Origin of the sequence: Nocardioides sp. (genome assembly GCF_041913365.1) — a bacterium.
Lineage (GTDB): Bacteria > Actinomycetota > Actinomycetes > Propionibacteriales > Nocardioidaceae > Nocardioides.
The window spans coordinates 94967-121417 of the sequence record NZ_JAYSFM010000002.1 but is presented as its reverse complement, the minus strand read 5'-3'; the positions used below and the strand labels follow the sequence as shown (position 1 = coordinate 121417).

Below are 26451 nucleotides of genomic sequence, written 5' to 3'. Positions count from 1 at the left end.
TCCGGACGAGTCGGGCCCGTTCCGCCGGTCACTGGCCGGTGTTTCGTCGCGGCGCGCCCGGGAGTGCAGGAGGAGCGCTCAAGGCCGGAGGAGCGCAGCGGGGGAGGCCGCAGGCGCGACGACGAACGAGCGGGTTACGAGCGCCGCGACACGCGCCGAAGCGAAGCGGAGGCGCCAAATAGCACCGAGCTAAATGTCTCTGAACGTCTCGATGTTGGCGCCGAGCTCGTTGAGGCGCTCGGCGAGGTCCTCGTAGCCGCGGTGGATGACGTACGTCGAGCGCAGCACGCTGCGGCCCTTGGAGGCGAGCATCGCGATCAGGAGGACCACCGCGGGGCGGAGGGCGGGCGGGCAGACGATCTCGGCGCCGGAGAAGTGGGTCGGTCCCTCGACGAGCACGCGGTGCGGGTCGAGCAGCTTGACCTGGGCGCCCAGCTTGTTGAGCTCGGTGAGGTAGATGGCCCGGTTCTCGTAGACCCAGTCGTGGAGCAGGGTCTGGCCGTCGGCGACCGCGGCGATGACGGCGAAGAACGGCAGGTTGTCGATGTTGAGACCGGGGAAGGGCATCGGGTGGATCTTGTCCAGCGGCGCCCGGAGGTCGGAGGGGTGCGTGGTGATGTCGACCAGCCGGGTCTCGCCGTTGAGGGCGACGTACTCGGGGGAGCGGTCGTAGAGGAAGCCCATCTCCTCCAGGGTCGCCAGCTCGATCTCGAGGAACTCGATCGGCACCCGGCGGATCGTGATCGAGGAGCGGGTCACGATGGCGGCGGCCAGCAGCGACATCGCCTCGATCGGGTCCTCGGAGGGTGCGTAGTCGACGTCCACGTCGATCGAGGTCCTGCCGGTCACCTTGAGCGTGGTGGTGCCGATGCCCTCCACGCCGACGCCGAGCTTGCGGAGGAAGAAGCAGAGGTCCTGGACCATGTAGTTGGACGAGGCGTTGCGGATCACCGTGGTGCCCGGGTGCAGCGCGGCCGCCATGAGGGCGTTCTCGGTGACCGTGTCGCCGCGCTCGGTGAGCACGATGGGGCGCTCGGGCTCGATCGCCCGGTTGACGCTGGCGTGGTAGGCGCCGTCGGTGGCCTTGACCTCGAGGCCGAAGGGACGCAGGGCCGACATGTGCGGCTCGACGGTGCGCTCGCCGAGGTTGCAGCCGCCGGCGTAGGGGAGCTCGAACTGGTCCACGCGGTGCAGCAGCGGACCGAGGAACATGATCACCGAGCGGGTGCGGCGGGCCGCCCCCTCGTCGATCTCGGCGAGGTTGAGCTCGGCCGGCGGGATGATCTCGAGGTCGTTCTCGTCGCCGACCCAGCGGGTGGCCACGCCGAGGGAGTTGAGGACCTCCAGCAGGCGGTTGACCTCCTCGATGCGGGCGACCTTGCGCAGCGTCGTACGGCCCTTGTTGAGCAGCGACGCGCACAACAGCGCGACACCGGCGTTCTTGGACGTCTTGACGTCGATGGAGCCGGAGAGCGTGGTGGGGCCGTCGACGCGCAGGTGCGTCGGGCCGGCGCCGAGGGCGACGATCTCGGAGTCTAGCGCCGCGCCGATGCGCGCGAGCATCTCCAGGGAAAGGTTCTGGTGGCCCTTCTCGATGCGGTTGATCGCGCTCTGGCTGGTGCCGAGCAGCTCCGCCAGCTGGTGCTGCGTGAGGCCGCGGTGCTTGCGTGCGTCGCGGATGAGGTTGCCGATGCGACCCTTGTAGTCAGCCATGCCGACCACGGTATCTCAAATATGAGATAAAGCCACTCCGGCCGCGCCGGTGCCTGCTTCGCCCCTACGGGCGAGGGTGCCGCGACGCCGCGTGGCAGGATCGCAGCCATGCGCGCCACCACCATCCACGCCCCTGGTGACATCCGCTTCGAGGAGGTCCCCGACCCCACCATCGAGGAGCCCACCGACGCCGTCGTGCGGGTCGTCGCCGGCTGCATCTGCGGCTCCGACCTCTGGCCCTACCGCGGCGCCAACGACGTCACGGCGGGGGACACCATCGGCCACGAGTGCGTCGGCGTGGTGGAGGAGGTCGGCGCCGAGGTCCGGGACTTCGCGCCCGGTGACTTCGTGATCGTGCCGTTCTGCCACAGCGACAACACCTGCGCCCACTGCCGCGCCGGGGTCCAGTCCGCCTGCGAGCACAGCGGCTTCACCCAGAGCGGGCAGGGGGAGTACGCCCGGGTGACACAGGCCGACGGCAGCCTGGTGAAGACCGACGGGATGCCCGACGAGGCCATGCTCCCCTCGCTGCTGACCCTCTCCGACGTCCTTCCGACCGGCTGGCACGCGGCCGTCTCGGCCGGTGTGCAGCCGGGTGGGACCGCGGTCGTCATCGGCGACGGCGCCGTCGGGCTGTGCGGTGTGCTGGCCGCGGCCCAGCTCGGCGCGGAGCGTGTGGTGGCGATGTCGCGCCACGAGCCCCGCCAGGAGATCGCCCGGGCGTTCGGCGCGACCGACATCGTCGCCGAGCGCGGCAAGGAGGGCAGTGCCCGGATCGCCGAGCTGACCAACGGGATCGGTGCCGACGCGGTGCTGGAGTGCGTCGGCACGGACGAGGCGATGAAGACCGCCTTCGCCGTCGCCCGGCCCGGCTCCACCGTCGGCTTCGTCGGCGTGCCCCACGGCGTCGAGCTCCCCGTGCGCCGGATGTTCCAGAAGAACGTCGGTCTCGCGGGCGGCATCGCCCCGGTCCGCCACTACCTCCCCGACCTGCTGGAGCGGGTCCTCTCCGGCGCCATCGATCCGGGCCGGGTCTTCGACCTGACGCTGCCGATGTCGGAGTCGCCCGAGGGCTACCGCGCGATGGACGAGCGCCGCGCGATCAAGGTCCTGCTCCAGCCGTGAGCGGGTCCGACGGCCCCCTGGTCCTGGGCCCGCTGCTGAGGTACGTCGACGACACGTCCGCGGCCGTGTGGGTGGAGACCCGGGACGCCGCGCGCGTCACCGTCGTACGCGGCGACGCGACGACGACCGCCCGCACGTTCGCCGTGCACGGCCACCACTACGCGCTGGTCGAGCTCAGCGACCTCGCGCCCGGGAGCGTCGCGAGCTACACCGTCGACGTCGACGGGGAGCGGGTGTGGCCGGAGCCGGACTCGCCGTTCCCGGCACCCGTCATCGCCACGCTCGAGCCCGGGCGCCCGCTGCGGCTCGCCTTCGGCTCCTGCCGTACGTCGGTGTCGCACGACGAGGCCGGCAACCAGATGCACGGCGTCGACGCGCTGCGTGCGTGGGCGCTGCGGATGGCCGACCAGGTGGAGCCGGCCGAGACCGCGGACCCGGACGACCCCGACCTCGCGCCGCAGCTGCCCGACCTGCTGCTCTTCCTGGGCGACCAGGTCTACGCCGACGAGACCACCGACGAGATGCGTGCCTTCATCGAGTCGCGCCGCGACATCGAGCAGCCGCCGTGGACCGAGCTCAAGGACTACGAGGAGTACGCCCACCTCTACAGCCTGGCGTGGTCCGACCCGGCCAACCGGTGGCTGCTCTCGACGGTGCCGAGCTCGATGATCTTCGACGACCACGACATCCGCGACGACTGGAACACCTCGCTCGACTGGCGCCGCGAGATGGAGGCCACGTCGTGGTGGCACGGACGCATCGTCGCCGGGCTGGCGTCGTACTGGGTCTACCAGCACCTGGGCAACCTCTCGCCCGCCGCGCGCGCCGAGGACGAGCTGTGGCAGGTCGTGGCCAGGCACGACGGCGACGACGAGCACGACCTCGGCGAGGTGATCGACGCGTTCGCCGCCCGGGTCGACCAGCGCCCGGAGACCTACCGTTGGAGCTACACCCGCGACTTCGACACCCAGGCCCGCCTGGTGGTGGTCGACTCGCGGGCCGCCCGCGACCTCCGGCCCGACTCGCGCGCCATGCTCGACCGCGACGAGGCGGCGTGGCTCGACGACCAGCTGCGGGGCGACGTCGACCACCTGCTCGTGGGCACGTCCCTGCCGTTCCTGCTCGCACGCGGGCTGCACCACTTGGAGGCCTTCAGCGAGGCGCTGGCGCAGGGGGCGTGGGGCGAGCGCGGCGCGCGGGCCGGCGAGCGGTTGCGGCAGACCGTCGACCTGGAGCACTGGGGCGCGTTCCAGGACAGCTTCCAGGACGTCGCCCGCCAGGCGATGGAGGTGGCGGCGGGGGAGCGGGGTCGCGCGCCGTCGACGGTGACGTTCCTCTCCGGCGACGTGCACCACAGCTACGTCACCCAGGCGTGGCCCGCCGGGCACCGGCCGCCGTTGACGTCGACGCTGCTGCAGGCGGTGTGCTCGCCGATCCGCAACCCGCTCTCACGCAACATGCGCTTCGCGACGGCGGTGCTGTCCTACGGCGTCGCCGGACCGGCGGGGCGGCTGGCGTCGCGGTCGGCGCGGGTGCCGGACGCACCCCTGAAGTGGACCTACGCCGAGGGGCCGTGGTTCGACAACAACCTGGCCTGCCTGCAGGTGTCGGGCCGGAGCCTGAAGATGTGGTGGGTGACGGGGAAGGTGGTCGACGACGACCATGCGCGCCCCCGCCTGGCGAAGGTGGCGACCTACGAGCTGGACGAGCAGGGGAACCCGCCGCCGCACGAGGGCGCGGTGGCGAAGCTCAGGAGACGGCTCAGACGGCGCTGAGCGCCCGGTCGCGCCCGTGGGCGCAGTCGCACGTGTCCGAGCACGGCAGGTAGGTGTGCATCCCGTGCCCGCAGCCGGTGCACGGAAGATCGTGCGAGAGATGGACCGAGCTGGTCTCGACGGTGTCCCACATGGTTCTGCCCCCATGGCAATTGCTGGCGTTCCGAGATGTCCTACCTGTGACGTCGAGACTGGCACCGCGTGACGCGATGCACGTCAGAACGCCTCGGAAGTGCCCGAATTGGGGCACGAATGGCCCGAACGGGCCATACCGGGGGTGACCCGTCGGCGTCCCCGCGTCCTGTCGGATCGGTGTCCTACGATCGCGCGGGTGAAGCCCCACGAGCTGTCCCGGCCGCAGGCACGGCGGATCGCGGTCCGCGCCCAGCTCCTCGACGCCGCTCGGCCCACCGACCCCCTCGAGGTGGTGCGGCACCTCGGCTTCCTCCAGGTCGACCTCACCCGCGTCGTGGCCGAGCACGCCGACCTGGCGCTGTGGACACGGATCGGGGCGGGCTACGACCCGGACGACCTCGAGGCGCTGGTCGGCGACGGAGCCGTGGTCGAGCACAAGGCGCACCTCCACCCGAGCGAGGACATCGCGCTGTTCCAGGCCGACATGGAGGCCTGGCCGGGCGTGCCCCCGCTGAAGGAGTGGCAGGAGGACCTCAGCGACTGGGTGACGGCCAACGACGGCTGCCGGCGCGAGATCCTCGCGCTGCTGCGCAGCGAGGGCCCGACGGCCGCGCGTGACCTGCCCGACTCCTGCGAGGTGCCGTGGCGCTCGTCGGGGTGGACCAACAACAAGAACGTGATGAAGCTGCTGGAGTGCATGGAGTCGCGGGGCGAGGTGGCCGTGGCGTCCCGTGAAGGGCGCGAGCGCCGCTGGGACCTCGCCGAGCGGATCCATCCAGGCGACCCCACGGTTCCGGGGGAGGAGGCGCACCGGGAGCTGGCGATGCGACGGCTGCGCGCGCTCGGGCTGGCGCGTCCGCGCGCGCTCGAGGCGTGGCACGAGCCCTATGCCGTGCGCGACGTCGGCGAGCCCGCCCGCGTCGAGGGCGTGCGCGGCCTGTGGCGCGTCGACCCCGCGCTGCTGGACGACGGGTTCGAGGGCCGGGCGGGGGTCCTCTCGCCCCTCGACCGGCTGGTCTTCGACCGCAAGCGGATGGAGGACCTCTTCGACTTCGACTACCAGCTCGAGATGTACAAGCCCGTCGAGCAGCGGCAGTGGGGCTACTGGGCGATGCCGGTCCTCGACGGCGACGAGCTGGTCGGCAAGGTGGACGCCACCGCCGACCGCGAGGGCGGGGTCCTCATCGTCGACGCCGTCCACGAGGACGGCGACTGGACGGCGGCGCGACGTGCCCGGGTCGACGCCGAGATCGACGCGCTCGGCGAGTGGCTGGGCCTCGAGGTGGCGCGGGCCTGAGCGGTCGGTCAGTCCCGCAGGACGGCCAGGACCGCGCTCTCACCGCTCGCGACGACGGTGCCGCTGAGGTGCTCGCCGGTGCCCAGGTCGGTGCCGACGACGCGGGCGACCGCGAAGTCGTACGCGCCGGCGGAGACCGTGGTCACGTCGCCGTCGTCGCTCACCGCGTCGACGGTGTCGACCGGCTCGGCGGAGCCGGCGCTGCCGCTGCCGCGCACCTGCATGCGGGCCGGGATGTCGACGCGCTCGCCGTCCCGCTCGAAGAACATCGGCGACTGGGTTCCACCCGTGCGGATCGCCGCGACGAGCGTGGTCGCCCACACCGGGTCGCCGCAGCCGTCGTAGACCCAGCGCTGGCCGAGCACGGAGTGGTCGCAGGTGCCGATCAGGTGCTCCTCGGCGCCCGCGAGCGGCTCCGCGCGGTAGGTGAGCGGCGTCTGCAGCACGGCGCCGTCGGCGGCGCGCCACAGGATGGTCTCCACGCCGACCTCACCGGCCGGGTCGTCGAGGCGGTACTCCGCGACCTTCTCCGCGATCGTCCGTCCGGCCGCCCAGCCCCGTGAGGGCAGCCAGGACTCGACGAGCTCCTGCTTGGACGGCGTGAGCGTGGCCTGGTGCACGATCCCCATACCGGGAGGGTAGGGCACGGGACGGGCGTCAGAACTCGAGGCCGAGCGCCTCCGCCAGCCCCTCCGGGTCGGCGACCGAGATGGTGGCGCCCGGATGCGTGATCGTGGCGGTCGGGTCGATGGAGGGCACCGGCTCGTGGAAGGTCAGGCACAGGGCCCGGTCGCCGTTGGTCGTGAACGAGATCCCGCGGTCCTCCAGCGAGAGGTGCGGCGGGCCCGCGGTCTTGATCCACGCGAAGCCGCCGGTGACCTCGGCGGTGGCGACGTTGGCGACCGGGGTGACCAGGCGCCACGGCCCGTAGGCGACGTAGAGCCACTGCGGACCGACCTCGACGGTCGCGGTGGCCGGGGTGATGCCGAACGCGCGTCCCGCAGCGGCGTACGACGGCGCGAAGGCGAGCTCGAAGGTCCGGACCTCCTCCACCCAGCCACCGCCCCCGGGCTCGGCGACCAGGCGGCGCAGCGCCCGCGTGGCGGGGAGGCGGTAGGGCTGGAGGACGGCGGAGGACCTCCCCGGGACCCGGAGCACGGCCCGGGTGCCGCCGCCGGGGGCGGGGAGCACGAAGTGGTCCATCGCGCTCTCGGCGAACCGGGGCCCCACGGTCCACGACCACGACCGCAGCTCGGGGTCGACCGCGGTGACGGAGAACGCGACCGGGACGCCGCCGGGGCCGTGGACCGTGCCGGTCGTCCCGACCCCGATGACGTCGTCGGCGCAGTCCACGCCCATGATCAGGTGGGCCCAGCTGCTCCACTCGTCCGGCTGCGTGAAGCGTCGCCAGACGTCGTCGGGGTGGGCAGGGCCGTGCGCGTCGACGAGCATGGCCGAAGGTTTACAGGTCGACGGTGTCGTTGTCCCCGAGATCGGGGCGACCGTCGCCGATGAGTCCCTTCGCGACCTGGATCGCCGCCTTCACCTTGCCGGGGGACTCCCAGTACTCCGCGGTGCGGCCGTCGATGCGCAGCAGCACGTTGGACGGGTCGTCGGCATAGCCGGTCATGAAGGCCCCCGCCGAGGCGTCCCAGAGGTCGCGGAGCTTGGCGCGGTCCTCGCTGACGGTCGCCGTGCCGGTGAGCGAGACCCACCCGGAGTCGCTGGAGTACGACACGTTGACCCGTGGGTCGGCCTGGATGGCGTGGACCTTGTCAGTGTTGCGCTCGGTGAGGAACCAGACCGTGCCGGGGTCCTCGAAGTCCTGGGTGCCCATCGGGGTCGACACGAGCGTGCCCTCGAGGGAGACGTAGGTGAGGACGGCGATGCGCGTGTCCTCCATGATCTGGGCAACGGTCCCGAGCTGGTCGTCGTCAGTGGTCATGCCTCCGACACTGTCAAACCGGTCCTGACCCCGCCTCATCCCCACGGGCGGGCGCACGGCCCTGTCACACCGGTGCTCTTCCACTCGTCGGACTGGCAGGATTGCCCCGCAGCCGAGGGAGCGATCGACACACAGGGGAGACGAGCACGCATGACGACCGCACATCCAGCCGACGAGCACGACCTGATCCGCGTCGAGGGGGCTCGCGAGAACAACCTCAAGGACGTGTCGGTCGACCTGCCCAAGCGTCGCCTGACCGTCTTCACCGGCGTCTCCGGCTCCGGGAAGAGCTCGCTGGTCTTCGCGACGATCGCCGCGGAGTCGCAGCGGATGATCAACGAGACCTACAGCGCCTTCGTGCAGGGCTTCATGCCCTCCCTGGCGCGTCCCGACGTGGACCACCTCGAGGGCCTGACCACCGCGATCATCGTCGACCAGGAGCGGATGGGGGCCAACCCCCGCTCGACGGTCGGGACGGCGACCGACGCCAACGCGATGCTGCGAATCCTGTACAGCCGCCTCGGCGACCCCTACGTCGGTCCGCCGACGGCGTACTCCTTCAACGTCCCGACGCGGAAGGCGAGCGGGATGATGACGACGGAGAAGGGCGGCCGCACCGAGCGCCGGATCGCCAAGCAGGAGGTCTACCTCGGCGGCATGTGCCCGCGCTGCGAGGGCATGGGCAAGGTCAACGACATCGACCTGACCGCGCTCTACGACGAGAACAAGGCGCTGAACGAGGGCGCGCTCACGGTGCCCGGCTACTCGATGGACGGGTGGTACGGCCGGCTGTTCGAGGGCATGGGCCTGCCGATGGACAAGCCGATCAAGTCGTTCACCAAGAAGCAGCTCGAGACGATGCTGTGGTCGGAGCCGACCAAGCTCAAGGTCGAGGGTGTCAACCTCACCTTCACCGGCATGATCCCGCAGATCCAGAAGTCGATCCTGTCCAAGGACCCCGAGGCGATGCAGCCGCACATCCGGCGCTTCGTGGACCGGGCGGTCACCTTCCAGACCTGCCCCGAGTGCGACGGCACCCGGCTCACCCCGGAGGCCAGGAAGTCGAAGGTCAACGGGAAGTCGATCGCCGACCTGTGCGAGATGCAGATCAGCGACCTGGCCGACTGGGTGCGCGACCTCGACGAGCCGTCCGTGGCGCCGCTGCTCAAGGGCCTGCAGCACCTGCTCGACTCGTTCTCCGAGATCGGCCTGGGCTACCTCTCCCTCGACCGGCCCGCCGGCACCCTGTCCGGTGGCGAGGCGCAGCGCACCAAGATGATCCGGCACCTGGGGTCGTCGCTCACCGACGTGACGTACGTCTTCGACGAGCCCACGATCGGCCTGCACCCGCACGACATCGAGCGGATGAACAACCTCCTCCTCCAGCTGCGCGACAAGGGCAACACCGTCCTCGTGGTGGAGCACAAGCCCGAGACGATCGCGATCGCCGACCACGTCGTCGACATCGGTCCGGGCGCTGGGGCGAGCGGCGGCACGATCTGCTTCGAGGGCGACACCGACGGCCTGCGCGGCAGCGGGACGATCACCGGCAAGCACCTCGACGACCGGGCGCGGCTCAAGGACGCCGTGCGGAGCGCCACGGGCACGATCGAGGTGAGGGGCGCGAGCACCCACAACCTGCGGGACGTCGACGTCGACGTGCCGCTGGGCGTGCTGACGGTCGTCACCGGCGTCGCGGGCTCGGGCAAGAGCTCGCTGATCCACGGCTCGCTCGCCGGCCACGACGACGTCATCGTCATCGACCAGGGGGCGATCAAGGGCTCGCGGCGCAGCAACCCGGCGACCTACACCGGGCTGCTCGAGCCGATCCGCAAGGCGTTCGCCAAGGCCAACGCAGTGAAGCCGGCGCTGTTCAGCTCCAACTCCGAGGGCGCCTGCGAGACCTGCAACGGCGCGGGTGTGATCTTCACCGAGCTCGGCCCGATGGCGACGGTCGAGTCGCCCTGCGAGGAGTGCGAGGGCCGTCGCTTCAAGGCCGAGGTCCTGCAGTACACGCTCGGCGGCAAGGACATCGCCGAGGTGCACGAGATGTCGGTGGTCGACGCGCTGGAGCTCTTCGGCGACGGCGAGGCGAAGATCCCCGCCGCGGTGAAGATCCTCGAGCGACTCGTGGACGTCGGCCTGGGCTACCTCTCCCTCGGCCAGCCCCTGACCACGCTCTCCGGCGGCGAGCGCCAGCGGCTCAAGCTCGCCACGCAGATGGGTGAGAAGGGCGACGTCTACATCCTCGACGAGCCCACCACCGGCCTGCACCTCGCCGACGTCGAGAACCTCCTGGGGCTCCTCGACCGGCTCGTCGACTCCGGCAAGTCGGTCATCGTCATCGAGCACCACCAGGCCGTGATGGCCCACGCCGACTGGATCATCGACCTCGGCCCGGGCGCCGGGCACGACGGCGGCCTCGTCGTCTTCGAGGGGCCGCCGGCCGAGCTGGTCGCCGCGAAGAAGCCCACTCTGACCGGCAAGCACCTCGCGGACTACGTGGGCGCCTGATGCTCCTCCTGCACGGCCTCGGCGCGACCAACGCCGTGTGGCGCGGGTGGGACGGGGTCGCGCCCGACCTGCCGGGCCACGGCACCGCGGCCTGGGACCCGCCGTACTCCTTCGCCCGGCACGCCGAGGCCGTGCTGCCGCTGCTCGGCGACGAGCCGGTGACGGTCGTCGGGCACTCGATGGGCGGCGTCGTCGCGCTCGCGCTGGCAGCGCTGGCCCCCGAGCGCGTACGTCGGGTGGTGGGCCTCGGCATCAAGGTGTCGTGGCCACCGGACGACGCGGCGCGGGCGGCCGCGCTCGGCGAGCGGCCGGTGGCGACGTACGACACTCGGGCGGCGGCGGTCGACCGGTTCCTCCGCGTCTCCGGCCTGGCCGGGCTCGTCGCGCCGGACGATCCGCTGGTGGCCAGCGGCGTCGCGGGGGAGGGGAGTGGCTGGCGCCTGGCTCAGGACCCCCGCACCTTCGGCGTCGGTGTGCCCGACATGGAGGGGCTGCTCGCCGCGGCCCGGTGCCCGGTGGTGCTGGCCCGCGGGGAGCACGACCCGATGGTCAGCCACGAGCAGCTCGCCGCGCTGGTCGCCGATCCCGTCACGCTGCCCGGCCTGGGCCACAACGCCCACGTCGAGGACCCGGCAGCCGTGCGCGCACTGACCGCCTGACGAGCCCGGCGGTGCCAGACTCGGCGCATGAATGAGCGCGCGAACCCACACGAGGGGCAGGTCGTCACGGTGTTCCGCAACCGGCTGCGCGACCCCGCCCGGGACGCGTACGCCGCCGAGCTCGAGGTCGTCGCCGCCCTCGCCCGCTCGATGCCGGGCTTCGTCGAGACCAAGACCTTCGTGGCCGAGGACGGCGAGCGGGCGACCATCGTGACCTTCGCCGACCCCGACTCCCACCGCGCATGGCGGGACCACCCGCGCCATCGGGAGGCGCAGCGCCACGGGATCTCGGACTACTACTCGGAGTACTCCATCGCCGTCGGGACGACGTCGTACGCCAGCGCGTTCACGCGGTCCGACGTCAGCTCCTGAGGACGACGAGCTGCTGGGTGGCCCTCGTCATCGCGACGTAGCGGTCCACCGCGCCCGTGACGCCGTCGCCGAAGCGGTCCGGGTCGACCAGCACGACGAGGTCGAACTCCAGGCCCTTGGCGAGCTCGGGCGTGAGCGAGCGGACCCGCTCGACGCCGCCGAACGACGGGTCGCCGATGACCACGGCCGTGCCCTCCGCGTGCTCGTCGAGCCACGCGCCGAGGATCGCGTCGCGCTCGGATGCGGGGGAGTGGAGCACCGGGATCCCGCTCTCCCGGATCGAGGTGGGCACGTTGGCCTCGGGCAGCGCGGCGCGGATGACCGGCTCGGCCTCGGCCATCACCTCGGCGGGCGTGCGGTAGTTGATCGTCAGCGGCGCGACGCGCGCGTCCGCGAGGCCGATCCGGGCCAGCCGCTCGGTCCACGACTCGGCGAAGCCGTGCCGGGCCTGCGCCCGGTCGCCGACGATCGTGAAGCTCCGCGAGGGGTTGCGCCGCAGCAGCATCAGCCACTCCGCGTCGGTGAGCTCCTGCGCCTCGTCCACCACGACGTGTGCGAAGGGGCCGGCGAGCCGGTCGACGTCGGCGGCGGGCAGGGCGCCCTCGTCGACGAGCGCGGTCTGCAGGTCGCCGTGGACGAGCATCGAGACCAGGCCCTCGCCGAACTCGTCGGCGCCCGACTCCCGGGCCGTGGTGCGGAGGTCGTCGATCACCTCGCCCATCCGGGCCCGCTCGCGGGCCTCCGCAGCCGCCGTACGACGCCGCCTGCGCGACTCCTCGGGGTCGCCGAGGCGCAGCCGGGCGGCATCGAGCAGCGGGAGGTCGGCGTCGGTCCACGCCTCCGGGTCGCTGCGTCGCAGGGCCTGCACGTCCTCGGGCGACAGCCAGGGCGCGCAGTGGCGGAGGTAGGCCGGGACGGTCCACAGGTCGCCGACGAGGTCGGTGTGCTCGATCAGCGGCCACGCGCGGTCGAAGGTGTCGCGGAGCGCGCCGTGCCGGTCGAGGACGGACCGCAGCTCGTCGGGGGTCAGCTCGTCGGTGTCGAGCTTGTCGACCAGGATCGTCAGCACCTCGTCCCACACGTCGTCGCGGGCCAGGTTGTGCGGGGTCCCGGGATCGGCCGAGCCGAACGCCTCGGCCCACTCGGCGACGCTCAGCCGGGCGTCGCCCCACGGCGTCTCGACGAGCAGCGGCTCGGTCGGCGGCTCCTCGTAGAGCGCGACGGCGGGTTCGATCGAGGCGACCATCCGCGCGTCGGCCTTGAGCGCTGCCGCCCGCTCGTCGGCCTCCGGACCTGCTACCGGCGCCTCGGGCACGAGGTCGTGGACGGTGCAGGTGAGCACGCCTTCCTCGCCCAGGCTCGGCAGCACGTCGCCGACGTAGGCGAGGTAGGGCTGGTGCGGTCCGACGAACAGCACGCCACCGCGTCGGTGCCCGAGCCGCGGGTCGGCGTACAGCAGGTACGCCGTCCGGTGCAGCGCCACGACGGTCTTGCCGGTGCCCGGTCCACCGTCGACGACGAGCGCACCACGGCTCTCGGCGCGGACGATCGCGTCCTGGTCGGCCTGGATCGTGCCGAGGACGTCGCGCATCCGGGACGTGCGGCTGCCGCCGAGGGTCGCGATGAACGCCGACTGGTCGTCCAACGCGGCCGTGTGGGTCAGCCCCTCCTCGGTGAACGCCTCGTCCCAGTAGTCGACGATCCTGCCGTTGCGCCACCGGTAGCGGCGCCGGCTGACCAGGCCCTGCGGGTGGGCGTGGGTGGCGGCGAAGAACGGCTCGGCGGCGGGGGAGCGCCAGTCGACCAGCAGCCGCCGGCCGTCGGGGTCGGCCAGGCCGAAGCGACCGACGTACGTCGGCTCGGCGTGGTCGTCGTGGACGATCCGGCCGAGGCACAGGTCGAGGTCGTAGCGGCGCAGCGCGCGCAGCCGAGCGGTGAGGCGGTGGACCTCCTGGTCGCGCTCGAGGGCGGCGGTGCCGTGGCGGGCGGTGGTCTGCTTCACCTCGGCGAGGCTCCGCTCGAGTTCGGCGACGGCGTGCTCGAGGCTGGTTGCGATGGTGCGGAAGTGGGCGCGGTCGGTGTCGATGAGAGTCGGGTCGGTCTTGGCGGCGAGGGTGTCGGGGAGGTCGAACGGGGCGGTGTCCAGCTGCGGTCCGGGGTGCATCACGCCGTGCAGTGTGAGGCACCCACGGGGCCTTGCGGCAAGCCCCCCGATGGCCTATACGTTGAGAGTGGAGGCAGTCCAGGCCGTCGGATCGGTGCCGATCCTCGAGGCCATGGGGATCCGCGTCGTGGAGGTCCGTCCGGGCTTCGCGGCCGCCGACCTCCCGCCCGAGCCCAACGTGAACCACTTCGGTGTCACCTACGCCGGCTCGCTCTTCAGCGTCGCGGAGATGCTGGGCGGCCTGCTCGCCCTGACCACCTTCGACTTCGAGGGTGAGCTCGCCGGCTACGTGCCGCTCGTGAAGGAGTCCACGATCAGGTTCCGGCGGCCCGCACTCGGTGTCGTACGCGCCTCGGCCTCGTTGCCGGAGCCGGAGGTCGAGCGGGTGCGGGGCGACGCGCTGGCGACCGGCAAGGGGGAGTTCGTGCTCGAGGCGACGCTCACCGACGCTCAGGGCGAGGTGGTCGCCTCGACCGTCGGCACCTACCAGGTCCGCCGGCTGGGCTGACCGTGCCCGCACCCGTCCCGCCCGACCACGGGCTCGAGCCGATCGAGCAGGCCTCCGTCGACGAGCTCCGCGCCCTCCAGCTCGAGCGGCTGCAGTGGTCGGTGCGCCACGCCTACGAGAACGTCGACCACTACCGGACGGCGCTCGACGAGTCGGGCGTGCATCCGGAGGACGTCCGCTCGCTGGACGACCTCGCGAGGTTGCCGTTCACGACCAAGGAGACGCTGCGCCAGAACTACCCGTTCGGGATGTTCGCGGTGCCGCGCTCCGACGTCGTACGCCTGCACGCCTCGAGCGGCACGACGGGGAAGCCGACCGTCGTGGGTTACACCCGGGCCGACCTCGACGTGTGGGCGACCGTGGTCGCGCGCAGCATCCGGGCGGCCGGCGGCCGGCCGGAAGACATCCTCCACAACGCCTACGGCTACGGCCTCTTCACCGGTGGCCTCGGTGCGCACGCCGGCGCCGAGAAGCTGGGCTGCACCGTCGTGCCCGTCTCCGGTGGCATGACCGAGCGGCAGGTGCAGCTGATCGCCGACTTCCGCCCGGACGTGATCATGGTGACGCCGTCCTACATGCTCAACATCGTCGACGAGATGGAGCGGCAGGGGCTGGACCCGCGGGCGAGCTCGCTGCGCGTCGGCATCTTCGGCGCCGAGCCCTGGACCAACGAGATGCGCACGGCCGTCGAGGAGCGCCTCGACATGCACGCGGTCGACATCTACGGCCTGTCCGAGATCATCGGTCCCGGCGTCGCCCAGGAGTGCGTGGAGACCAAGGACGGCCTGCACGTCTGGGAGGACCACTTCTATCCCGAGATCATCGACCCGGTGACCGGCGAGGTCCTGCCCGACGGCGAGGAGGGAGAGCTGGTGCTCACCTCGCTGACCAAGGAGGCGATGCCGGTCCTGCGCTACCGCACCCGCGACCTGACCCGCCTCCTGCCCGGCACCATGCGCCCGATGCGCCGTATCGAGAAGATCACCGGACGCACAGACGACATGATCATCCTGCGCGGGGTGAACCTGTTCCCGACGCAGATCGAGGAGCTCGTGCTCGGCGTCCCGGAGCTCACCCCGCACTTCCAGTGCGTGCGCGGTCGCTCCGGCAACCTGGACACGCTGACCGTGCGGATCGAACGACGTGAGGACATCGGCGCCGAGGCCGGTGAGGCCGCCGGGCGGCACGTCGCCGACCTGGTCAAGCGCGTCATCGGCGTCACCGTCGGCGTCGAGGTGGTCGAGCCGTTCGGCATCGAGCGCTCGGTCGGCAAGATGCGGCGGATCGTGGACCAGCGGCCGAAGGGCTAGGGGGAGCAGCACGTTATGTCACTCTGGATGATCTGATACCAGAGTGGTATCATCGACGCGTGGCAATGACCCTTCGGCTGACCGACGAGGACGAACGCATCCTGGCGGCGCTCGCCGAACGTGACGGCATCAGCCGGCAGGAGGCGACGGTCCGTGCGATCCGCGAGACCGCTGCACGACGCGGGCACGAAGAGGGCGTCCGTGAAGCATCCAAGTGGGCGCGCGACCGGTACGCCGACGTACTGCGCCGACTGGGCGAGTGACCGACCACCTGACGCTCGATGACCTGCTGACACTGGTCGATGACCTCGACATCGGTCCGGTGCGGGACATCGGCCTGCTCGAGTCGGCAGCACACCGGCCAGCGGCGATCGTGTGGGGCCAGGAGGTCTACTCGACGATCGACGAGAAGGCGGCTGCCCTCCTGGAGTCCGTCGTGCGCAACCACGCGCTGGTCGATGGCAACAAGCGGCTCGGCTGGCTGGGCGTCGTGGTGTTCTACGCCATCAACGGTGAGCGCCTCGAAGCGCCGGACGACGAAGCCTACGAGCTCGTCATGCAGGTTGCTGCCGGCGACATCGAGCTGGCCGCGATCATGTCGGCGCTCGCGCGCTGGCACTGACGCCCACGGATCGTGCACACGTGTCCGAGGAGTCGCCCTCGGCACGAGGATCGCAGGGCAGGAACTCGGACACGTGTGGCCGCCCGCGCGGCGAGCGGAGACTCGCCCCTGAGCGTGTACATACCGCCGATAACTGACATTATGTCAGATAGTAGTCTGCGTATTGCAGCAGATGAAACAACCGCGCAGCCTCTCCTCCCTGATTCACCAGGCTTCCGGCAGGCACAAATGTGTGGCTGACCTGCGAAAACGTCCGACGGAGCGGCTTCGGGTGGGTCCACCACGGAGGTGTGCGCAGTTGCGGCCTGCCAGGAAGGTGTTGACGGCGCGCCGCTGACCTGCGCAAACTTTGCTCTGTCTCATCAGATGCATCATTGAATCACTGGACGTAACCGGATTTGAGGGAGTTTCGATGCAGGTTGACGGCTCGGGACGAGTCCACTTGGTGCAGTCGATGCCGGTCCTCCGGCCCGATGAGCAGGTGCTCCGGCTGATGCTCGACGGCTGGCGCAACCAGCAGCTGTCCCGCAACCTTCGATTCGCCACCATCGAGCAGCGGCTGCGCTGCGTCCAGCGGTTCCTTGATCACGTCAACGAGGATCCCTGGAACTGGACTCCTGCAATGGTCGAGGAGTTTTCCGCCGACCTGCGCACCGTCAAGCACGTCGCCCACTCGACGCTGCGGGGCTACCACTCCGCACTCCGCGCATTCACCAGCTACATCAGCAACCCCGACTACGGCTGGGACGAGATCTGCGAGGAGTACTTCGGGACGCACCCGGCCCAGGTCTTCTTCGACTGGAACACCGCTCCCCACGTCGAGGAGTACGACGGGCGTCCTACGAAGCGTCCTTACACTCGCGACGAACTCAGCACACTGTTCGACCACGCCGACGACGAAGTGGAACGCATCGGCAGGTCCGGGCGCAAAGGCTGGCAGCCCGCCTACCGCGACGCGGTCATGATGAAGGTCGCCTACGCGTACGGCCTCCGCTTCAACGAGCTGCGCCACCTCCAGACCGTTGATTTCGCCCGCAATCCACACGCCCGCGAGTTCGGCGCATTCGGCGTATGCAAGGTCCGCTACGGCAAGGCGCGACGTGCTTCCCCGCACAAAGGGCGCAGCGTCCTCACGGTGTGGCGATGGACGCCCGCCATCTTGGAGGACTGGCTCGCCAACGGTCGCGGTGAGCCCGGCACCCTCGACTTGTTTCCCAGCGAACGCGGCGGCCTGGTCGTCGAGTCGACCCTGCTTCGACGTGTGCGTAGGTACTGCGAAGAGCTCGGCTTCTCCGACGGGCTCGATCTGCACTCGTTTCGGCGCTCGTACGCCACGCACCTACTCGAGGACGGTTGGGACCCCCGGTTCGTTCAAGACCAGATGGGCCACGAGCATGCGACGACCACGGGCATCTACCAGTTTGTGGCCGATGAGTTCCGACGTTCCACCCTGAGGAGCGCGTTGAATCGTACGGTGACCGAAGCCATGCAACGCAGGACCGAGGACGGCACACCATGAAACGCAAGGTCGATTACACCTGGCGACTCGCCGAGCTGATGGCGGCGCGGGGCCTGCACAACACCACGGACCTGATGCCCTTGCTGGCCGAACGCGACATCACGCTGTCACGCCCGCAGGTCTACCGGTTGGTCAACCAACGCCCGGAGCGCATGTCACTTCAGGTCGTCGCGGCTCTTTGCGACATCTTCGACTGCACGCCGGCGGACCTGATCACCACCACCGCGGCTGACGTACGCGTCCGCAAGACCGCCACGCCTTCCCCTGCCAACGTGGTCTCGCTCGACCGCACCGTACGGCCCCGCCGCGCGAACATCCTCGACGAGTAGCCCCGAGGAACAGCGATGGATCCTAAGCCCGTCGGCCTCTCCCCTCGCTCCACGGTGCGCGGTCGGCCACGCACGACGAGCGGCCGGCACGACCCCTGCGCGCGCTGTAAACGAGACATTCCTCGCCTCGCGAAGCAATGGCCGGAAGGCCGACTCTGCAACATCTGCTACTTCGACGCCATCCACACCCACGGCACCTGCCCTGAGTGCCTTCAGGACCGGCTGCTGCCTGGCCCACCGAACGGTGATGGACTACCGATCTGCGCGACCTGCGCGGACATCCCGTACGACTTCCACTGCGAACGCTGCGACGTCGAATCCGGCCATCACCGCGGCCGTCTCTGCGCACGCTGCGCTCTGCGTGATGACCTCTATGAGCTGCTTGGCGGAGCCCCGAGTTCCCCTGCTTTGCTGGGGCTCGTCGACGCACTGTGCGCCTCGGACCGCCCCGAATCCATCTTCGTGTGGAAACGCTCCTCGACCGTTCAGGAACTGCTTCGTGCGCTCGGCGATGGAAGCATCCCGGTGTCCCACGATGGTCTCGACGCCGTGCCAAGTAAGCAGGCCGAACATCTGCGTGCGCTGTTGCAGCACCACGACTTGCTTCCTCAACGCGACCCCTACCTCCCCCGCTTCGAGCAATGGATCGACACGAAGCTCGACGGACTCCCCAACGAGGTGCGCCAACCCGTTCAGCACTTTGCCACCTGGCACCACCTTCGACGGATTCGCGCCAAGGCGGCTGCGGGCGGTTCCACGCGGGGCCCGGTCCACTCGGCCAAGCAAGAGATCACCGAGACGGTGAAGTTTCTCGTGTGGCTCCACGAGACCCATCAGCGCACCGCCGCCAGCTGCACGCAGCAAGACGTCGACCAATGGCTGGCCACCGGACCTACCACGCGCAGCGCGATCCGGACGTTCTTCGTCTTCGCCAAGAAGACTCGTCTCAACACGCGGGTGGCGGTGCAACACCGATCAGCCAAGGGCAGTCCAGCCATCAGTCAGGATCAACGGCTTGCCTGGATCCACGAACTCCTGGCCGGCACTAGCGAGTCACTCCCCTACCGCGTCGCTGGCACGCTCCTGCTGCTCTACGCGCAGCCCCTGGTCAAGGTCGTCACTCTTCGGACCAGCATCGTCGACGACGGCGACGCCGGCATGAGCATCACCCTGGGCTCACACCCGACGGACGTCCCGGAACCGTTCGCGTCCCTGCTGCGCGAACACCTCGCCACCCGCCCCAACCTCCGCACCGGCGCCGGACCCGACAGCCCGTGGCTGTTTCCCAGCACCTTGGCTGGCCGGCACCTGCATCCCAACACCGTTATGGATCGACTCCGCGATCTGGGCGTCAACCTCCTAGGCGCCCGCAACCGCGCCATTGGCGAGCTCGTGCTCGAATGCCCACCGTCGCTCGTAGCAGAAGCGCTCGGTTACAGCACACAGGTCGCGTTCCTCCACGCCGACAAGGCCGCTGAGCCGTGGGCTCGCTACGCTGGACGGCGGTTAACGAACTAGTGGGTCTGTCCCCGACTCCCGTCCGCGCCACCCTGGTGTCAGACGGCGTGCGATCGCCTCACTTCGCGGGCGGTTTAGGGAACTCAATCCTCTGCACGATGTTTGACTGCGAGTCGAGCCCAACGAGTGCTTCGACATTCTCCACAGGGGGCCGAGAGAGCACAAACAATCGCAGGCCCGAATCGTTGGACGAGTGCTTCAACTCTTGCGTTTCTACGGTTGTGTCCCCGGCGGAGCTAGCAGCCATCACGGACGCGATGCGGTCCGACGTAATGCCGTATAGCAAAAAGTCGCCTCGGCCGCGTTTCAAGCCCCCGCCGAAGCCGATCTCTGTCGTCGTCGGAATGTCAAAACCGCAGTCATCACTGAATGCGGCCCCATCAACTTTCATATGGAGGCAGTGTCGCCCCCCGTCCGGCTCATAGGTGAGTTCCCATTCTGATCCGGATTGGGTAGTTCCCGTGAGAATCATTGGACCCCCTTCGTCGCTAGCCGATGCACTGCAACCTGCGGCGAGTGCCATGGCTAGGGCGACGCCGACCGCGACAGATAGACGGCGCATCGAGGTCGAGGTCAATCGGAGACGATGAGGGAATCACCCTGAGCATCGAAACTGGGCCCGCCACGAATCAACTCTTGCTCAGGGATCGACTCACTCAATGAGCCCAACATCGGAAACTCCTCCTGCACGGAATCGGTGATCTTTCCCACCGACATGTACCCGTGCTCTTCTTGCTCGATCGCGGGTGGCGGGGAGGTCTCGTCACTCGCCAGAGCAGGAGTCCCAAGCGCAAGGCTCGATGTGGCCGCTGCAACGGCAAGGGATGCTAGCGCGAGTCTCTGCCTTCTCATTTCGAACTCCTTGGGTTTCAGCCGAGCGCTTGTGTCTGCGAAGAGTCAGGCCCTGAAGTAGCAGTAGACACTCTGTAGAGGGCTGTACCTGGTCTTGATCACGGTGTTGCCGTGCGTGCCAGAATGGATTGCCTTTGTTCGCCACACGTCGGCCGTCCCGACCCTGCAACCCGTACTGTCGTACTTGCGATGGAACTGGGCATTAGAAAAGCTGACAGTTGAGTCACCCTTGTCGTTCCACACGCCGTTGGGGTACGTAGCCTGAAGTTGCACTTCCGTCCGCTGCGCGTCGGGTGCGGTTGGGGAGCACTCAATGATGGTGGCTCCCTGGAGGGTTTCTCTGCCTGCCTCCGGGAAGTTGTTGAAAAATGGCGTCTGCGGGTCGTTCGTACAGACGACATCGTGCGCATGAGCCGGCGGCGCCGCAGTCGCGAACGAGACGGCAAGCAGTAATGCGAGGGCAAGGCGACGAATAATCAACACGCTCACACTCTTCTCGAATGCTGAAGGCTCTTGGCACCCGTACTTCCGCGCGCCGCCGTCCTGTCCGTTTGGGTGTTGTTGCTGTTCGGAGTATGCTCGTTTACTCCTTGCTGGACAAGAGGCAAAGCGTATAAATCTCTTTCCTCTCTGCGGTCGGATGGGCGATCCCTTAGTCGAGGACAGCAAGCGGACCTCGGAGAGTCCAGCGGTGTGGCGGTGTCGGGTCACGCTCCGCATGGGTTGACGGCACCGTCAACCCATGCGAGACAACGTCGTGTTCGGTCGCCGCTAGTGCCAAGCCACGCTTCGTCGAAAGGCGACCGAGGGGGTCGACCACAAAACGGCTGAGGGCCGCGTCGAACCCTCGTCGCGAAACCCCGGTCACTCACCGACCTGACGCGGATCGCCGAGTCGGAAGCCGAGAACACGCCCAGTCTTGATACGCAGGCTGTCCACTAGCGAGGAGATCCTGAGCGAGAGGGGCTCCCCTCCTCGGACCCGCCTCGAGGACGAAGAACAGCCGAGGCGTGCTCACGCGGTCCAGTCCTCCGGGACCCGCGGCCGACCGTCCGGCGTCCGCGGTCCGCGGAGCCCCGAGCGCTGCACCACGCGCTGGATCGCCAGGTCGCGCTGGTCGACGTGCCCGACGTAGCGGATGTCGCGCAGGCCCTGCTCCTGGGCGGCCGACTCGAAGCAGAAGTGCCCGAAGCCCAGCAGCCGACCGTGCAGCGGCTTGCGGACCGTGATGTCGAGGATCCGCGACAGCGGCATCGTCGCGAGCTGCTGCGACAGGACCCCGTGCACGCGGAAGACCCGCATGTTGGTCACCACGAAGCGGTCCAGGTGCTCGCGCATCGCGCGCCACCAGGCGTGCGACAGGACGGCGAGGCCGAGCGAGAACGGCACCCAGGCGAGGTCGGCGCGGACCACCGCGCACCACAGCACGAGCCCCACGCCGACGGCCGCCTCCAGCCCGGGAAGGACGTAGACGATCCAGTGGTGCCGGACCTCGTCGACGATCACCTCCCCCTCCTCGCGCAGGAGGTGCCTCCTGATGTCGGGTCCGGCCAGCATCGGCGCGTCCTAGAGGGCGCCGAAGAAGCGGATCAGGGCCTGGAACAGCTGGGTGGCCATCCCCCACGCCGCATCGGCGCTCGTGCCGGCGGTCTCGGCCAGCCCGTTGGGGTCGTTGAACATCCAGAACCCGAGGAAGACCACCCCGAGGGCAAGCAGCAGCTTCTTGGCGTCCATGAATGAGTGACTCCCGAGTGTGTCGACGGCATGGGCCGCGGACATGCCTACCAGAACGCCTCACCGGAAGGGGTGAGGCACGCCCGGGCCTACCCACCAGCGGCGGGCACCATGTCGGCGTACACCGGGACCATGTCGACCCACCGCGCCTCGTCGGGGTCGCGCTCACGGCCGGCGACGTGGGCGGCCAGGTCCTCGGCGTGGACCTGCCACCCGGCGCCGTAGGCCGCGAGCTGGTCGACCGGCACGCCGCGCTCCTCGATGACCAGCCGGGTGCCGCCCTCGACCGCGACCAGCGTGGCCTCGAGCGTGGACTCCTGCTCGCGGCTCTCGTCCTCCCACGTGGTGACCAGGAGCCGGTGCGGACGCTCGCAGGCGTCGATGCGGCCCGAGCCCTCCCAGCCGCTGGTGAACCGGGCGGTGAACGACCCACCGAGGACGAGGTCGCCCGAGACGTCCGCGATCCACCGCACGAGCCGGTCAGGGTCGGTGCACGCCTCCCAGAGGTCGTCGACGTCGGTGGCGTAGACCTCCTCGACGCGGACCGCTCCCCTCTCGTCGTCGATCCGGTGCAGCGTTCCCAGTGTCCTCACGAGTCCTCCTCGGTCCGTCGCGCACGCCTTCCGCGCGCGACCTCGGTGTGCAGGGCGTCGAGGCGGTGCCGCCAGAGAGCCCGGTAGCCCTCCAGCCACTCGTCGACCTCGACCAGGGCCTCGGGACGGAGGCTGTAGATGCGGCGCTGCGCATCGTGCTCGACCGACACCAGCCCCGCCTCGCGGAGCACCCGTAGGTGCCGGGACACCCCGGGCCGCGCGATGGGCAGCGCGGCCGCGAGCTCGGTGACGGTGGCCGGGTGGTCGCGGAGGATCTCCAGCATCGTGCGCCGACTGCTGTCCCCCAGCGCCTGCAGTACCGCGTCCATGAGCCGAATGTACCTCACCGTGTACGTACCCGCAAGGGTACACATGGGATGCTGCGGCGCACCTCTTGCCGCGCGTCCTACGTTGGAGCCATGGCCACCACACCGACGTACACGCTCAACGACGGCACCACGATCCCCGCGATCGGCTTCGGGACGTACCCGCTGAAGGGCGAGGACGGCACGGCTGCGATCGTGGGCGCGCTCGAGGCCGGCTACCGGCTCGTGGACACCGCGGTGAACTACGAGAACGAGACCGAGGTGGGCGAGGCGATCCGTCGCTCCGGGCTGCCGCGTGACGAGGTGCTCGTCGCCAGCAAGATCCCCGGACGCCACCACGCGTACGACGACGCGATCACGTCGGTGCGCGAGTCGCTGGGCCGGCTCGGGCTGGAGCGCACCGACCTGCACCTCATCCACTGGCCCAACCCGAGACAGGGGAAGTACGTCGAGGCGTGGCGGGCGCTCGTCCAGCTCCAGAAGGACGGGCTGGTCCGCTCGATCGGCGTCTCGAACTTCACCGAGGAGCACCTGACCCGGATCATCGACGACACCGGCGTCGTCCCCGCCGTCAACCAGGTCGAGCTGCACCCCCGCTTCCCGCAGGACCACATGCGCGAGGTGCACGAGGGCCTGGGCATCCGCACGGAGGCGTGGAGCCCGATGGGCAAGCGCCGCGCACCTCTCCAGGAGGACGCCGTGACCGCTGCCGCGCAGGCCCACGGCGTCACGCCCGGCCAGGTCATCCTGCGCTGGCACGTGCAGCTCGGGTCGCTGCCCATCCCGAAGTCCGCCGACCCCGAGCGCCAGGCGCAGAACCTCGACGTCTTCGGCTTCGAGCTCACCGACGCCGAGGTGGCGGCCGTCTCCGGCCTCGCCGAGGCGGACGGACGTCTCTTCGGCGGGGATCCCGACACCCACGAGGAGATGTGAACGGCCGCTGGCTATCCTCGGCGCCATGCTGAAGCGCCTGGCCACCGTGGCCGCCTGCCTGTCCGTGCTCGCCCTCGCCGCCTGCGGCAACGAGGGCGACGGAGACGCCTCGGACACCGCGAAGGACCCGGCGGCGAGCACGTCGGAGTCGACGAGCGAGTCGCCGTCAGGTGAGACGACCTCCTGCGACTACCCCGCCGACGGCCAGGACCCGGCGCGCGACGTCGACGCGCCGTCCGCCGACGCACCGGCCGAGGGCACGGTGACGGCCGTGATGACGACCAACTTCGGCGACATCACCCTGACCATGGACCGCGCCGACGCCCCGTGCACCATCAACTCGTTCGTGTCGCTGTCCGAGCAGGGCTTCTACGACGACACGCCGTGCCCGCGCATCGGCGACCAGGAGGGCTTCGGGATCCTGCAGTGCGGCGACCCGACCGGCACCGGCTCCGGCGGCGCGGGCTACACCGTCGCCGACGAGCTCACCGGCGACGAGACCTACGGGGCCGGCACGATCGCGATGGCCAACACGGGCGCGCCCGACACCAACGGCTCGCAGTTCTTCCTGGTCTTCCGCGACTCGCAGTTCCCGCCGAGCTACACCACCTTCGGCACGATCGACGACGCCGGCCTCGAGGTCATCGACGCGATCGCCAAGGAGGGCAACGACGGCGCCCACCCCGCAGGCGGCGGCGCCCCCAACAAGGCGGTCACCATCGAGAAGGTCACGATCGGCTGACCTGCTCGTAGTCGATCGCGGCGCCGAGCTGCACCGTCCGGGCGACGGTGCACAGCCGGTCGCGCGACATCTCCATCGCGCCCTGGACCCGCTCCCGTGCAGCGTCCCCGTCGGGACCGTCGGGGAACCGGACGTCGAAGGTCACGCGCAGGTCGACGAGGTGGTTGCCGTGCTCGTCGCGGACCTTGCGGCCTTCTGCGTGCACGTCGTACGTCGTGCTGGAGACGCGCTTGTGGGTGATCGCCTCGACGTCGAGCGCGCTGCAGCCCGCGATCGCGACCAGGAGCAGCTCGACCGGGGTGAAGTCGGGGTCCTCTCCCCCGGTGCCGAAGAACGTCTCACCGCCACGGGCGTTCGTGGCCTTGAACCGGGCGTGCCCGATGCGGGTGAGCTCGACGCTGCGCAGGTCGGGAGAGGTCTCGTCGGTCATGACCGACACCCTGCCAGAGGGGGGATCGAGCAGGGTGCCGGTCGCCGCAGCGCCCGGCACGCGGCCGGGCCGTGCGGCCGGGTCCGACGTGGGGGGGTCGGACGAGTGTCGCGCTGGGTCAGCGCGTGGCGCGACGCGCGGCGCGACGGGCGCGGCGCTCCTCACGACGGGCGATCTCCACGGTGCGCAGGAGGGCACGGTCCTCCGCCGAGCGAGCCCGCGCGTCGACGAGGCTGTAGGCGAGGTGCAGCTGCGTGGTCATGGAGATCTTTCCTCTCGAGGGGGGACCCTCACGTGATGAGCATCGGGACGTCCTACACGTCGTTGTGTAAGAAGTAGCCGCTCCTTTGCGGCTCTTACATTCTACGGCCGCAGAATCTCCCGTCCCCCATCGCCGAAGGGGTGATCTCGGACACCAGCGCGGGGCCTCGCGGGCTAGGGTCGGAGGGTGACGAGCGAGCGCGTACGACGGCCCGGCCCGTCGGTCAGGACCCGCGTCGTCGAGCACGGCCGGGGCAGCGAGATCGCACGCGAGGACCGGCTGGCCACCGAGGAGCCGCTCGAGATCCGGGTGGCCGCGGGCGGGCTCGACGCCCGGCGCGCGTGGGTCACCATGCGCACCCCCGGCCACGACTTCGACCTCGCCGCCGGGTGGGTGGTCAACGAGGGCCTCGCGACGCCGGGCTCGCTCGCCCGGGTCGCCTACTGCACCGACGTGGACCTCACCCCGGAGCAGGAGCTCAACGTCGTCACGGTCTCCGTGACCGGTGGCGTCGAGCTCCCCCACCGGCACGCGGCCGCGTCCGCCGGGTCGTCGGCCTGCGGCGTGTGCGGCAAGGACAGCGTGACCGAGGCGCTGGCCGTCCGGGCCGCACACCCGTGGTCGGGCCCCCGCCCCGACGCGGACGTCGTACGTCGCCTGCCGGACGCGTTGCGCGAGCGGCAGTCGCTCTTCGACCGGACCGGGGGCGTGCACGCGGCCGGACTCGCCGACGCGGACGGCACCGTGCTGGTCGTGCGCGAGGACGTCGGCCGGCACAACGCGGTCGACAAGGTCGTCGGCGCGCGCGTGCTGGCCGGCGAGGCCCCGGGCGCGGCGTGCCTGGTGCTGAGCGGGCGCGTGGGCTTCGAGCTGGTGCAGAAGGCGGCGGCCAGCGGAATCGGCGCGATCGTGGCCGTCGGCGCCCCGACCAGCCTCGCGGCGGCGCTCGCCCGGGAGGCGGGCATCGACCTCTGGGGCTTCAGCTCGGCCGGGCGGACCGTCCACTACGGCTGACCGGCCACACCCGCGGCGTGGTGGCCCGGCGCTGTCGGTGCGGCCGCCTAGGTTCGTCGT

The 26451-nt window shown here is 70.2% G+C and carries 27 protein-coding genes; 16 read left to right on the top strand and 11 right to left on the bottom strand.

The genetic code is table 11. From position 1 onward, the window contains the following. Positions 1-189 precede the first annotated feature (189 nt). The gene (locus ACE3QY_RS05605; protein ID WP_374455024.1) at positions 190-1713 is read right to left on the bottom strand and encodes a helix-turn-helix domain-containing protein; all 1524 of its coding nucleotides are present in this window, start codon (positions 1711-1713) and stop codon (positions 190-192) included. Between the two features lie 108 nt (positions 1714-1821). Between ACE3QY_RS05605 and ACE3QY_RS05600 the strand changes: the two genes are divergently transcribed. The 3 genes from ACE3QY_RS05600 to ACE3QY_RS05590 all read left to right on the top strand — a co-directional run bounded on the left by ACE3QY_RS05600 (position 1822) and on the right by ACE3QY_RS05590 (position 6045). Then, positions 1822-2838 (top strand): zinc-dependent alcohol dehydrogenase family protein, encoded by a 1017-nt coding sequence (locus tag ACE3QY_RS05600; protein ID WP_374455023.1) that lies wholly within the window; start codon positions 1822-1824, stop codon positions 2836-2838. Beyond that, positions 2835-4613 carry an alkaline phosphatase D family protein gene (locus ACE3QY_RS05595; RefSeq protein ID WP_374455022.1) on the top strand — a complete coding sequence of 593 codons (1779 nt, stop codon included), beginning with the start codon at positions 2835-2837 and terminating at the stop codon, positions 4611-4613. Before ACE3QY_RS05600 ends, ACE3QY_RS05595 begins: the two co-directional genes overlap by 4 nt. 331 nt (positions 4614-4944) lie before the next feature. Then, positions 4945-6045: a DNA glycosylase AlkZ-like family protein gene (locus tag ACE3QY_RS05590; RefSeq protein WP_374455021.1), complete on the top strand. Its 1101-nt coding sequence runs from the start codon at positions 4945-4947 to the stop codon at positions 6043-6045. Positions 6046-6053: 8 nt separating this feature from the next. Here the strand turns inward: ACE3QY_RS05590 and ACE3QY_RS05585 are convergent, their stop codons facing one another. From ACE3QY_RS05585 to ACE3QY_RS05575, 3 genes are read right to left on the bottom strand one after another with little or no spacing between them, the layout of a single operon-like run. Continuing rightward, a complete protein-coding gene (locus ACE3QY_RS05585; protein ID WP_374455020.1) occupies positions 6054-6674 on the bottom strand; it encodes a hypothetical protein in 621 nt (206 codons plus the stop codon). A gap of 28 nt (positions 6675-6702) precedes the next feature. Beyond that, the gene (locus ACE3QY_RS05580) at positions 6703-7497 is read right to left on the bottom strand and encodes an SRPBCC family protein (RefSeq protein ID WP_374455019.1); all 795 of its coding nucleotides are present in this window, start codon (positions 7495-7497) and stop codon (positions 6703-6705) included. A gap of 10 nt (positions 7498-7507) precedes the next feature. After that, on the bottom strand, positions 7508-7990 hold the full coding sequence (locus ACE3QY_RS05575) for a pyridoxamine 5'-phosphate oxidase family protein (protein WP_374455018.1): 483 nt from the start codon (positions 7988-7990) through the stop codon (positions 7508-7510). Between the two features lie 150 nt (positions 7991-8140). Between ACE3QY_RS05575 and ACE3QY_RS05570 the strand changes: the two genes are divergently transcribed. From ACE3QY_RS05570 to ACE3QY_RS05560, 3 genes are read left to right on the top strand one after another with little or no spacing between them, the layout of a single operon-like run. After that, entirely contained in the window at positions 8141-10504 is a 2364-nt protein-coding gene (locus tag ACE3QY_RS05570) for an ATP-binding cassette domain-containing protein (protein ID WP_374455017.1), read from the top strand. After that, positions 10504-11163 (top strand): alpha/beta fold hydrolase, encoded by a 660-nt coding sequence (locus ACE3QY_RS05565; protein WP_374455016.1) that lies wholly within the window; start codon positions 10504-10506, stop codon positions 11161-11163. The genes ACE3QY_RS05570 and ACE3QY_RS05565 overlap by 1 nt, the downstream gene beginning before the upstream one ends. A gap of 27 nt (positions 11164-11190) precedes the next feature. After that, entirely contained in the window at positions 11191-11535 is a 345-nt protein-coding gene (locus tag ACE3QY_RS05560; protein WP_374455015.1) for an antibiotic biosynthesis monooxygenase, read from the top strand. Here the strand turns inward: ACE3QY_RS05560 and helR are convergent. Beyond that, positions 11525-13699 carry an RNA polymerase recycling motor ATPase HelR gene (gene helR, locus ACE3QY_RS05555; protein ID WP_374455545.1) on the bottom strand — a complete coding sequence of 725 codons (2175 nt, stop codon included), beginning with the start codon at positions 13697-13699 and terminating at the stop codon, positions 11525-11527. The genes ACE3QY_RS05560 and helR overlap by 11 nt on opposite strands. A 67-nt stretch (positions 13700-13766) precedes the next feature. On the opposite strand from helR, the gene ACE3QY_RS05550 reads away from it, so the two are divergent. The 7 genes from ACE3QY_RS05550 (at position 13767) to ACE3QY_RS05520 (ending at position 19505) form a co-directional block, all read left to right on the top strand. Then, positions 13767-14207 carry a YiiD C-terminal domain-containing protein gene (locus tag ACE3QY_RS05550; RefSeq protein ID WP_374455014.1) on the top strand — a complete coding sequence of 147 codons (441 nt, stop codon included), beginning with the start codon at positions 13767-13769 and terminating at the stop codon, positions 14205-14207. Between the two features lie 2 nt (positions 14208-14209). Beyond that, positions 14210-15517 carry a phenylacetate--CoA ligase PaaK gene (paaK, locus tag ACE3QY_RS05545; RefSeq protein ID WP_374455013.1) on the top strand — a complete coding sequence of 436 codons (1308 nt, stop codon included), beginning with the start codon at positions 14210-14212 and terminating at the stop codon, positions 15515-15517. Positions 15518-15582: 65 nt separating this feature from the next. Then, positions 15583-15780: a CopG family transcriptional regulator gene (locus ACE3QY_RS05540; protein ID WP_374455544.1), complete on the top strand. Its 198-nt coding sequence runs from the start codon at positions 15583-15585 to the stop codon at positions 15778-15780. Further along, positions 15777-16139, top strand: coding sequence for a type II toxin-antitoxin system death-on-curing family toxin (locus tag ACE3QY_RS05535; protein WP_374455012.1), 363 nt, complete (start codon positions 15777-15779; stop codon positions 16137-16139). Before ACE3QY_RS05540 ends, ACE3QY_RS05535 begins: the two co-directional genes overlap by 4 nt. Before the next feature lie 412 nt (positions 16140-16551). Continuing rightward, entirely contained in the window at positions 16552-17658 is a 1107-nt protein-coding gene (locus ACE3QY_RS05530; RefSeq protein WP_374455011.1) for a tyrosine-type recombinase/integrase, read from the top strand. Continuing rightward, the gene (locus ACE3QY_RS05525; RefSeq protein WP_374455010.1) at positions 17655-17987 is read left to right on the top strand and encodes a helix-turn-helix domain-containing protein; all 333 of its coding nucleotides are present in this window, start codon (positions 17655-17657) and stop codon (positions 17985-17987) included. Before ACE3QY_RS05530 ends, ACE3QY_RS05525 begins: the two co-directional genes overlap by 4 nt. 15 nt (positions 17988-18002) lie before the next feature. Then, positions 18003-19505 (top strand): hypothetical protein, encoded by a 1503-nt coding sequence (locus tag ACE3QY_RS05520; RefSeq protein ID WP_374455009.1) that lies wholly within the window; start codon positions 18003-18005, stop codon positions 19503-19505. Positions 19506-21371: 1866 nt separating this feature from the next. On the opposite strand, the gene ACE3QY_RS05515 is transcribed toward ACE3QY_RS05520, so the two are convergent. The 4 genes from ACE3QY_RS05515 to ACE3QY_RS05500 all read right to left on the bottom strand — a co-directional run bounded on the left by ACE3QY_RS05515 (position 21372) and on the right by ACE3QY_RS05500 (position 23013). Further along, positions 21372-21914: a PH domain-containing protein gene (locus tag ACE3QY_RS05515; protein ID WP_374455008.1), complete on the bottom strand. Its 543-nt coding sequence runs from the start codon at positions 21912-21914 to the stop codon at positions 21372-21374. 9 nt (positions 21915-21923) lie between these two features. Then, entirely contained in the window at positions 21924-22091 is a 168-nt protein-coding gene (locus tag ACE3QY_RS05510; RefSeq protein ID WP_374455007.1) for a hypothetical protein, read from the bottom strand. An 89-nt stretch (positions 22092-22180) separates the two neighbouring features. After that, the gene (locus ACE3QY_RS05505; RefSeq protein ID WP_374455006.1) at positions 22181-22684 is read right to left on the bottom strand and encodes an SRPBCC domain-containing protein; all 504 of its coding nucleotides are present in this window, start codon (positions 22682-22684) and stop codon (positions 22181-22183) included. Beyond that, entirely contained in the window at positions 22681-23013 is a 333-nt protein-coding gene (locus tag ACE3QY_RS05500; protein WP_374455005.1) for an ArsR/SmtB family transcription factor, read from the bottom strand. The genes ACE3QY_RS05505 and ACE3QY_RS05500 overlap by 4 nt, the downstream gene beginning before the upstream one ends. Before the next feature lie 90 nt (positions 23014-23103). Here ACE3QY_RS05500 and ACE3QY_RS05495 point away from each other — a divergent pair, with 90 nt between their 5' ends. Together ACE3QY_RS05495 and ACE3QY_RS05490 are read left to right on the top strand one after the other, a co-directional pair. Further along, complete coding sequence (locus ACE3QY_RS05495) at positions 23104-23943, top strand: aldo/keto reductase (RefSeq protein ID WP_374455004.1); 840 nt, start codon at positions 23104-23106, stop codon at positions 23941-23943. A 25-nt stretch (positions 23944-23968) separates the two neighbouring features. Then, on the top strand, positions 23969-24685 hold the full coding sequence (locus ACE3QY_RS05490; protein WP_374455003.1) for a peptidylprolyl isomerase: 717 nt from the start codon (positions 23969-23971) through the stop codon (positions 24683-24685). Here ACE3QY_RS05490 and ACE3QY_RS05485 read toward each other — a convergent pair. Next, positions 24672-25115 (bottom strand): OsmC family protein, encoded by a 444-nt coding sequence (locus tag ACE3QY_RS05485; RefSeq protein ID WP_374455002.1) that lies wholly within the window; start codon positions 25113-25115, stop codon positions 24672-24674. The two genes, ACE3QY_RS05490 and ACE3QY_RS05485, sit on opposite strands and share 14 nt — an antisense overlap. A 118-nt stretch (positions 25116-25233) precedes the next feature. Then, entirely contained in the window at positions 25234-25377 is a 144-nt protein-coding gene (locus ACE3QY_RS05480; protein WP_374455001.1) for a hypothetical protein, read from the bottom strand. Between the two features lie 186 nt (positions 25378-25563). On the opposite strand from ACE3QY_RS05480, the gene ACE3QY_RS05475 reads away from it, so the two are divergent. Continuing rightward, positions 25564-26391, top strand: coding sequence for a formate dehydrogenase accessory sulfurtransferase FdhD (locus ACE3QY_RS05475; protein WP_374455000.1), 828 nt, complete (start codon positions 25564-25566; stop codon positions 26389-26391). Positions 26392-26451 lie beyond the last annotated feature (60 nt).

What these genes read in the sequence shown, in the direction of transcription:
- ACE3QY_RS05515 (WP_374455008.1), bottom strand. Translation starts at nt 21,914, where the DNA reads ATGCTGGCCGGACCCGACATCAGGAGGCACCTCCTGCGCGAGGAGGGG.
- ACE3QY_RS05520 (WP_374455009.1), top strand. Translation starts at nt 18,003, where the DNA reads ATGGATCCTAAGCCCGTCGGCCTCTCCCCTCGCTCCACGGTGCGCGGT.
- ACE3QY_RS05500 (WP_374455005.1), bottom strand. Translation starts at nt 23,013, where the DNA reads ATGGACGCGGTACTGCAGGCGCTGGGGGACAGCAGTCGGCGCACGATG.
- ACE3QY_RS05485 (WP_374455002.1), bottom strand. Translation starts at nt 25,115, where the DNA reads ATGACCGACGAGACCTCTCCCGACCTGCGCAGCGTCGAGCTCACCCGC.
- ACE3QY_RS05575 (WP_374455018.1), bottom strand. Translation starts at nt 7,990, where the DNA reads ATGACCACTGACGACGACCAGCTCGGGACCGTTGCCCAGATCATGGAG.
- ACE3QY_RS05525 (WP_374455010.1), top strand. Translation starts at nt 17,655, where the DNA reads ATGAAACGCAAGGTCGATTACACCTGGCGACTCGCCGAGCTGATGGCG.
- ACE3QY_RS05495 (WP_374455004.1), top strand. Translation starts at nt 23,104, where the DNA reads ATGGCCACCACACCGACGTACACGCTCAACGACGGCACCACGATCCCC.
- ACE3QY_RS05490 (WP_374455003.1), top strand. Translation starts at nt 23,969, where the DNA reads ATGCTGAAGCGCCTGGCCACCGTGGCCGCCTGCCTGTCCGTGCTCGCC.
- ACE3QY_RS05600 (WP_374455023.1), top strand. Translation starts at nt 1,822, where the DNA reads ATGCGCGCCACCACCATCCACGCCCCTGGTGACATCCGCTTCGAGGAG.
- ACE3QY_RS05560 (WP_374455015.1), top strand. Translation starts at nt 11,191, where the DNA reads ATGAATGAGCGCGCGAACCCACACGAGGGGCAGGTCGTCACGGTGTTC.
- ACE3QY_RS05605 (WP_374455024.1), bottom strand. Translation starts at nt 1,713, where the DNA reads ATGGCTGACTACAAGGGTCGCATCGGCAACCTCATCCGCGACGCACGC.
- ACE3QY_RS05565 (WP_374455016.1), top strand. Translation starts at nt 10,504, where the DNA reads ATGCTCCTCCTGCACGGCCTCGGCGCGACCAACGCCGTGTGGCGCGGG.
- ACE3QY_RS05530 (WP_374455011.1), top strand. Translation starts at nt 16,552, where the DNA reads ATGCAGGTTGACGGCTCGGGACGAGTCCACTTGGTGCAGTCGATGCCG.
- ACE3QY_RS05480 (WP_374455001.1), bottom strand. Translation starts at nt 25,377, where the DNA reads ATGACCACGCAGCTGCACCTCGCCTACAGCCTCGTCGACGCGCGGGCT.
- ACE3QY_RS05540 (WP_374455544.1), top strand. Translation starts at nt 15,583, where the DNA reads ATGACCCTTCGGCTGACCGACGAGGACGAACGCATCCTGGCGGCGCTC.
- ACE3QY_RS05510 (WP_374455007.1), bottom strand. Translation starts at nt 22,091, where the DNA reads ATGGACGCCAAGAAGCTGCTGCTTGCCCTCGGGGTGGTCTTCCTCGGG.
- ACE3QY_RS05580 (WP_374455019.1), bottom strand. Translation starts at nt 7,497, where the DNA reads ATGCTCGTCGACGCGCACGGCCCTGCCCACCCCGACGACGTCTGGCGA.
- ACE3QY_RS05570 (WP_374455017.1), top strand. Translation starts at nt 8,141, where the DNA reads ATGACGACCGCACATCCAGCCGACGAGCACGACCTGATCCGCGTCGAG.
- ACE3QY_RS05585 (WP_374455020.1), bottom strand. Translation starts at nt 6,674, where the DNA reads ATGGGGATCGTGCACCAGGCCACGCTCACGCCGTCCAAGCAGGAGCTC.
- helR (WP_374455545.1), bottom strand. Translation starts at nt 13,699, where the DNA reads ATGCACCCCGGACCGCAGCTGGACACCGCCCCGTTCGACCTCCCCGAC.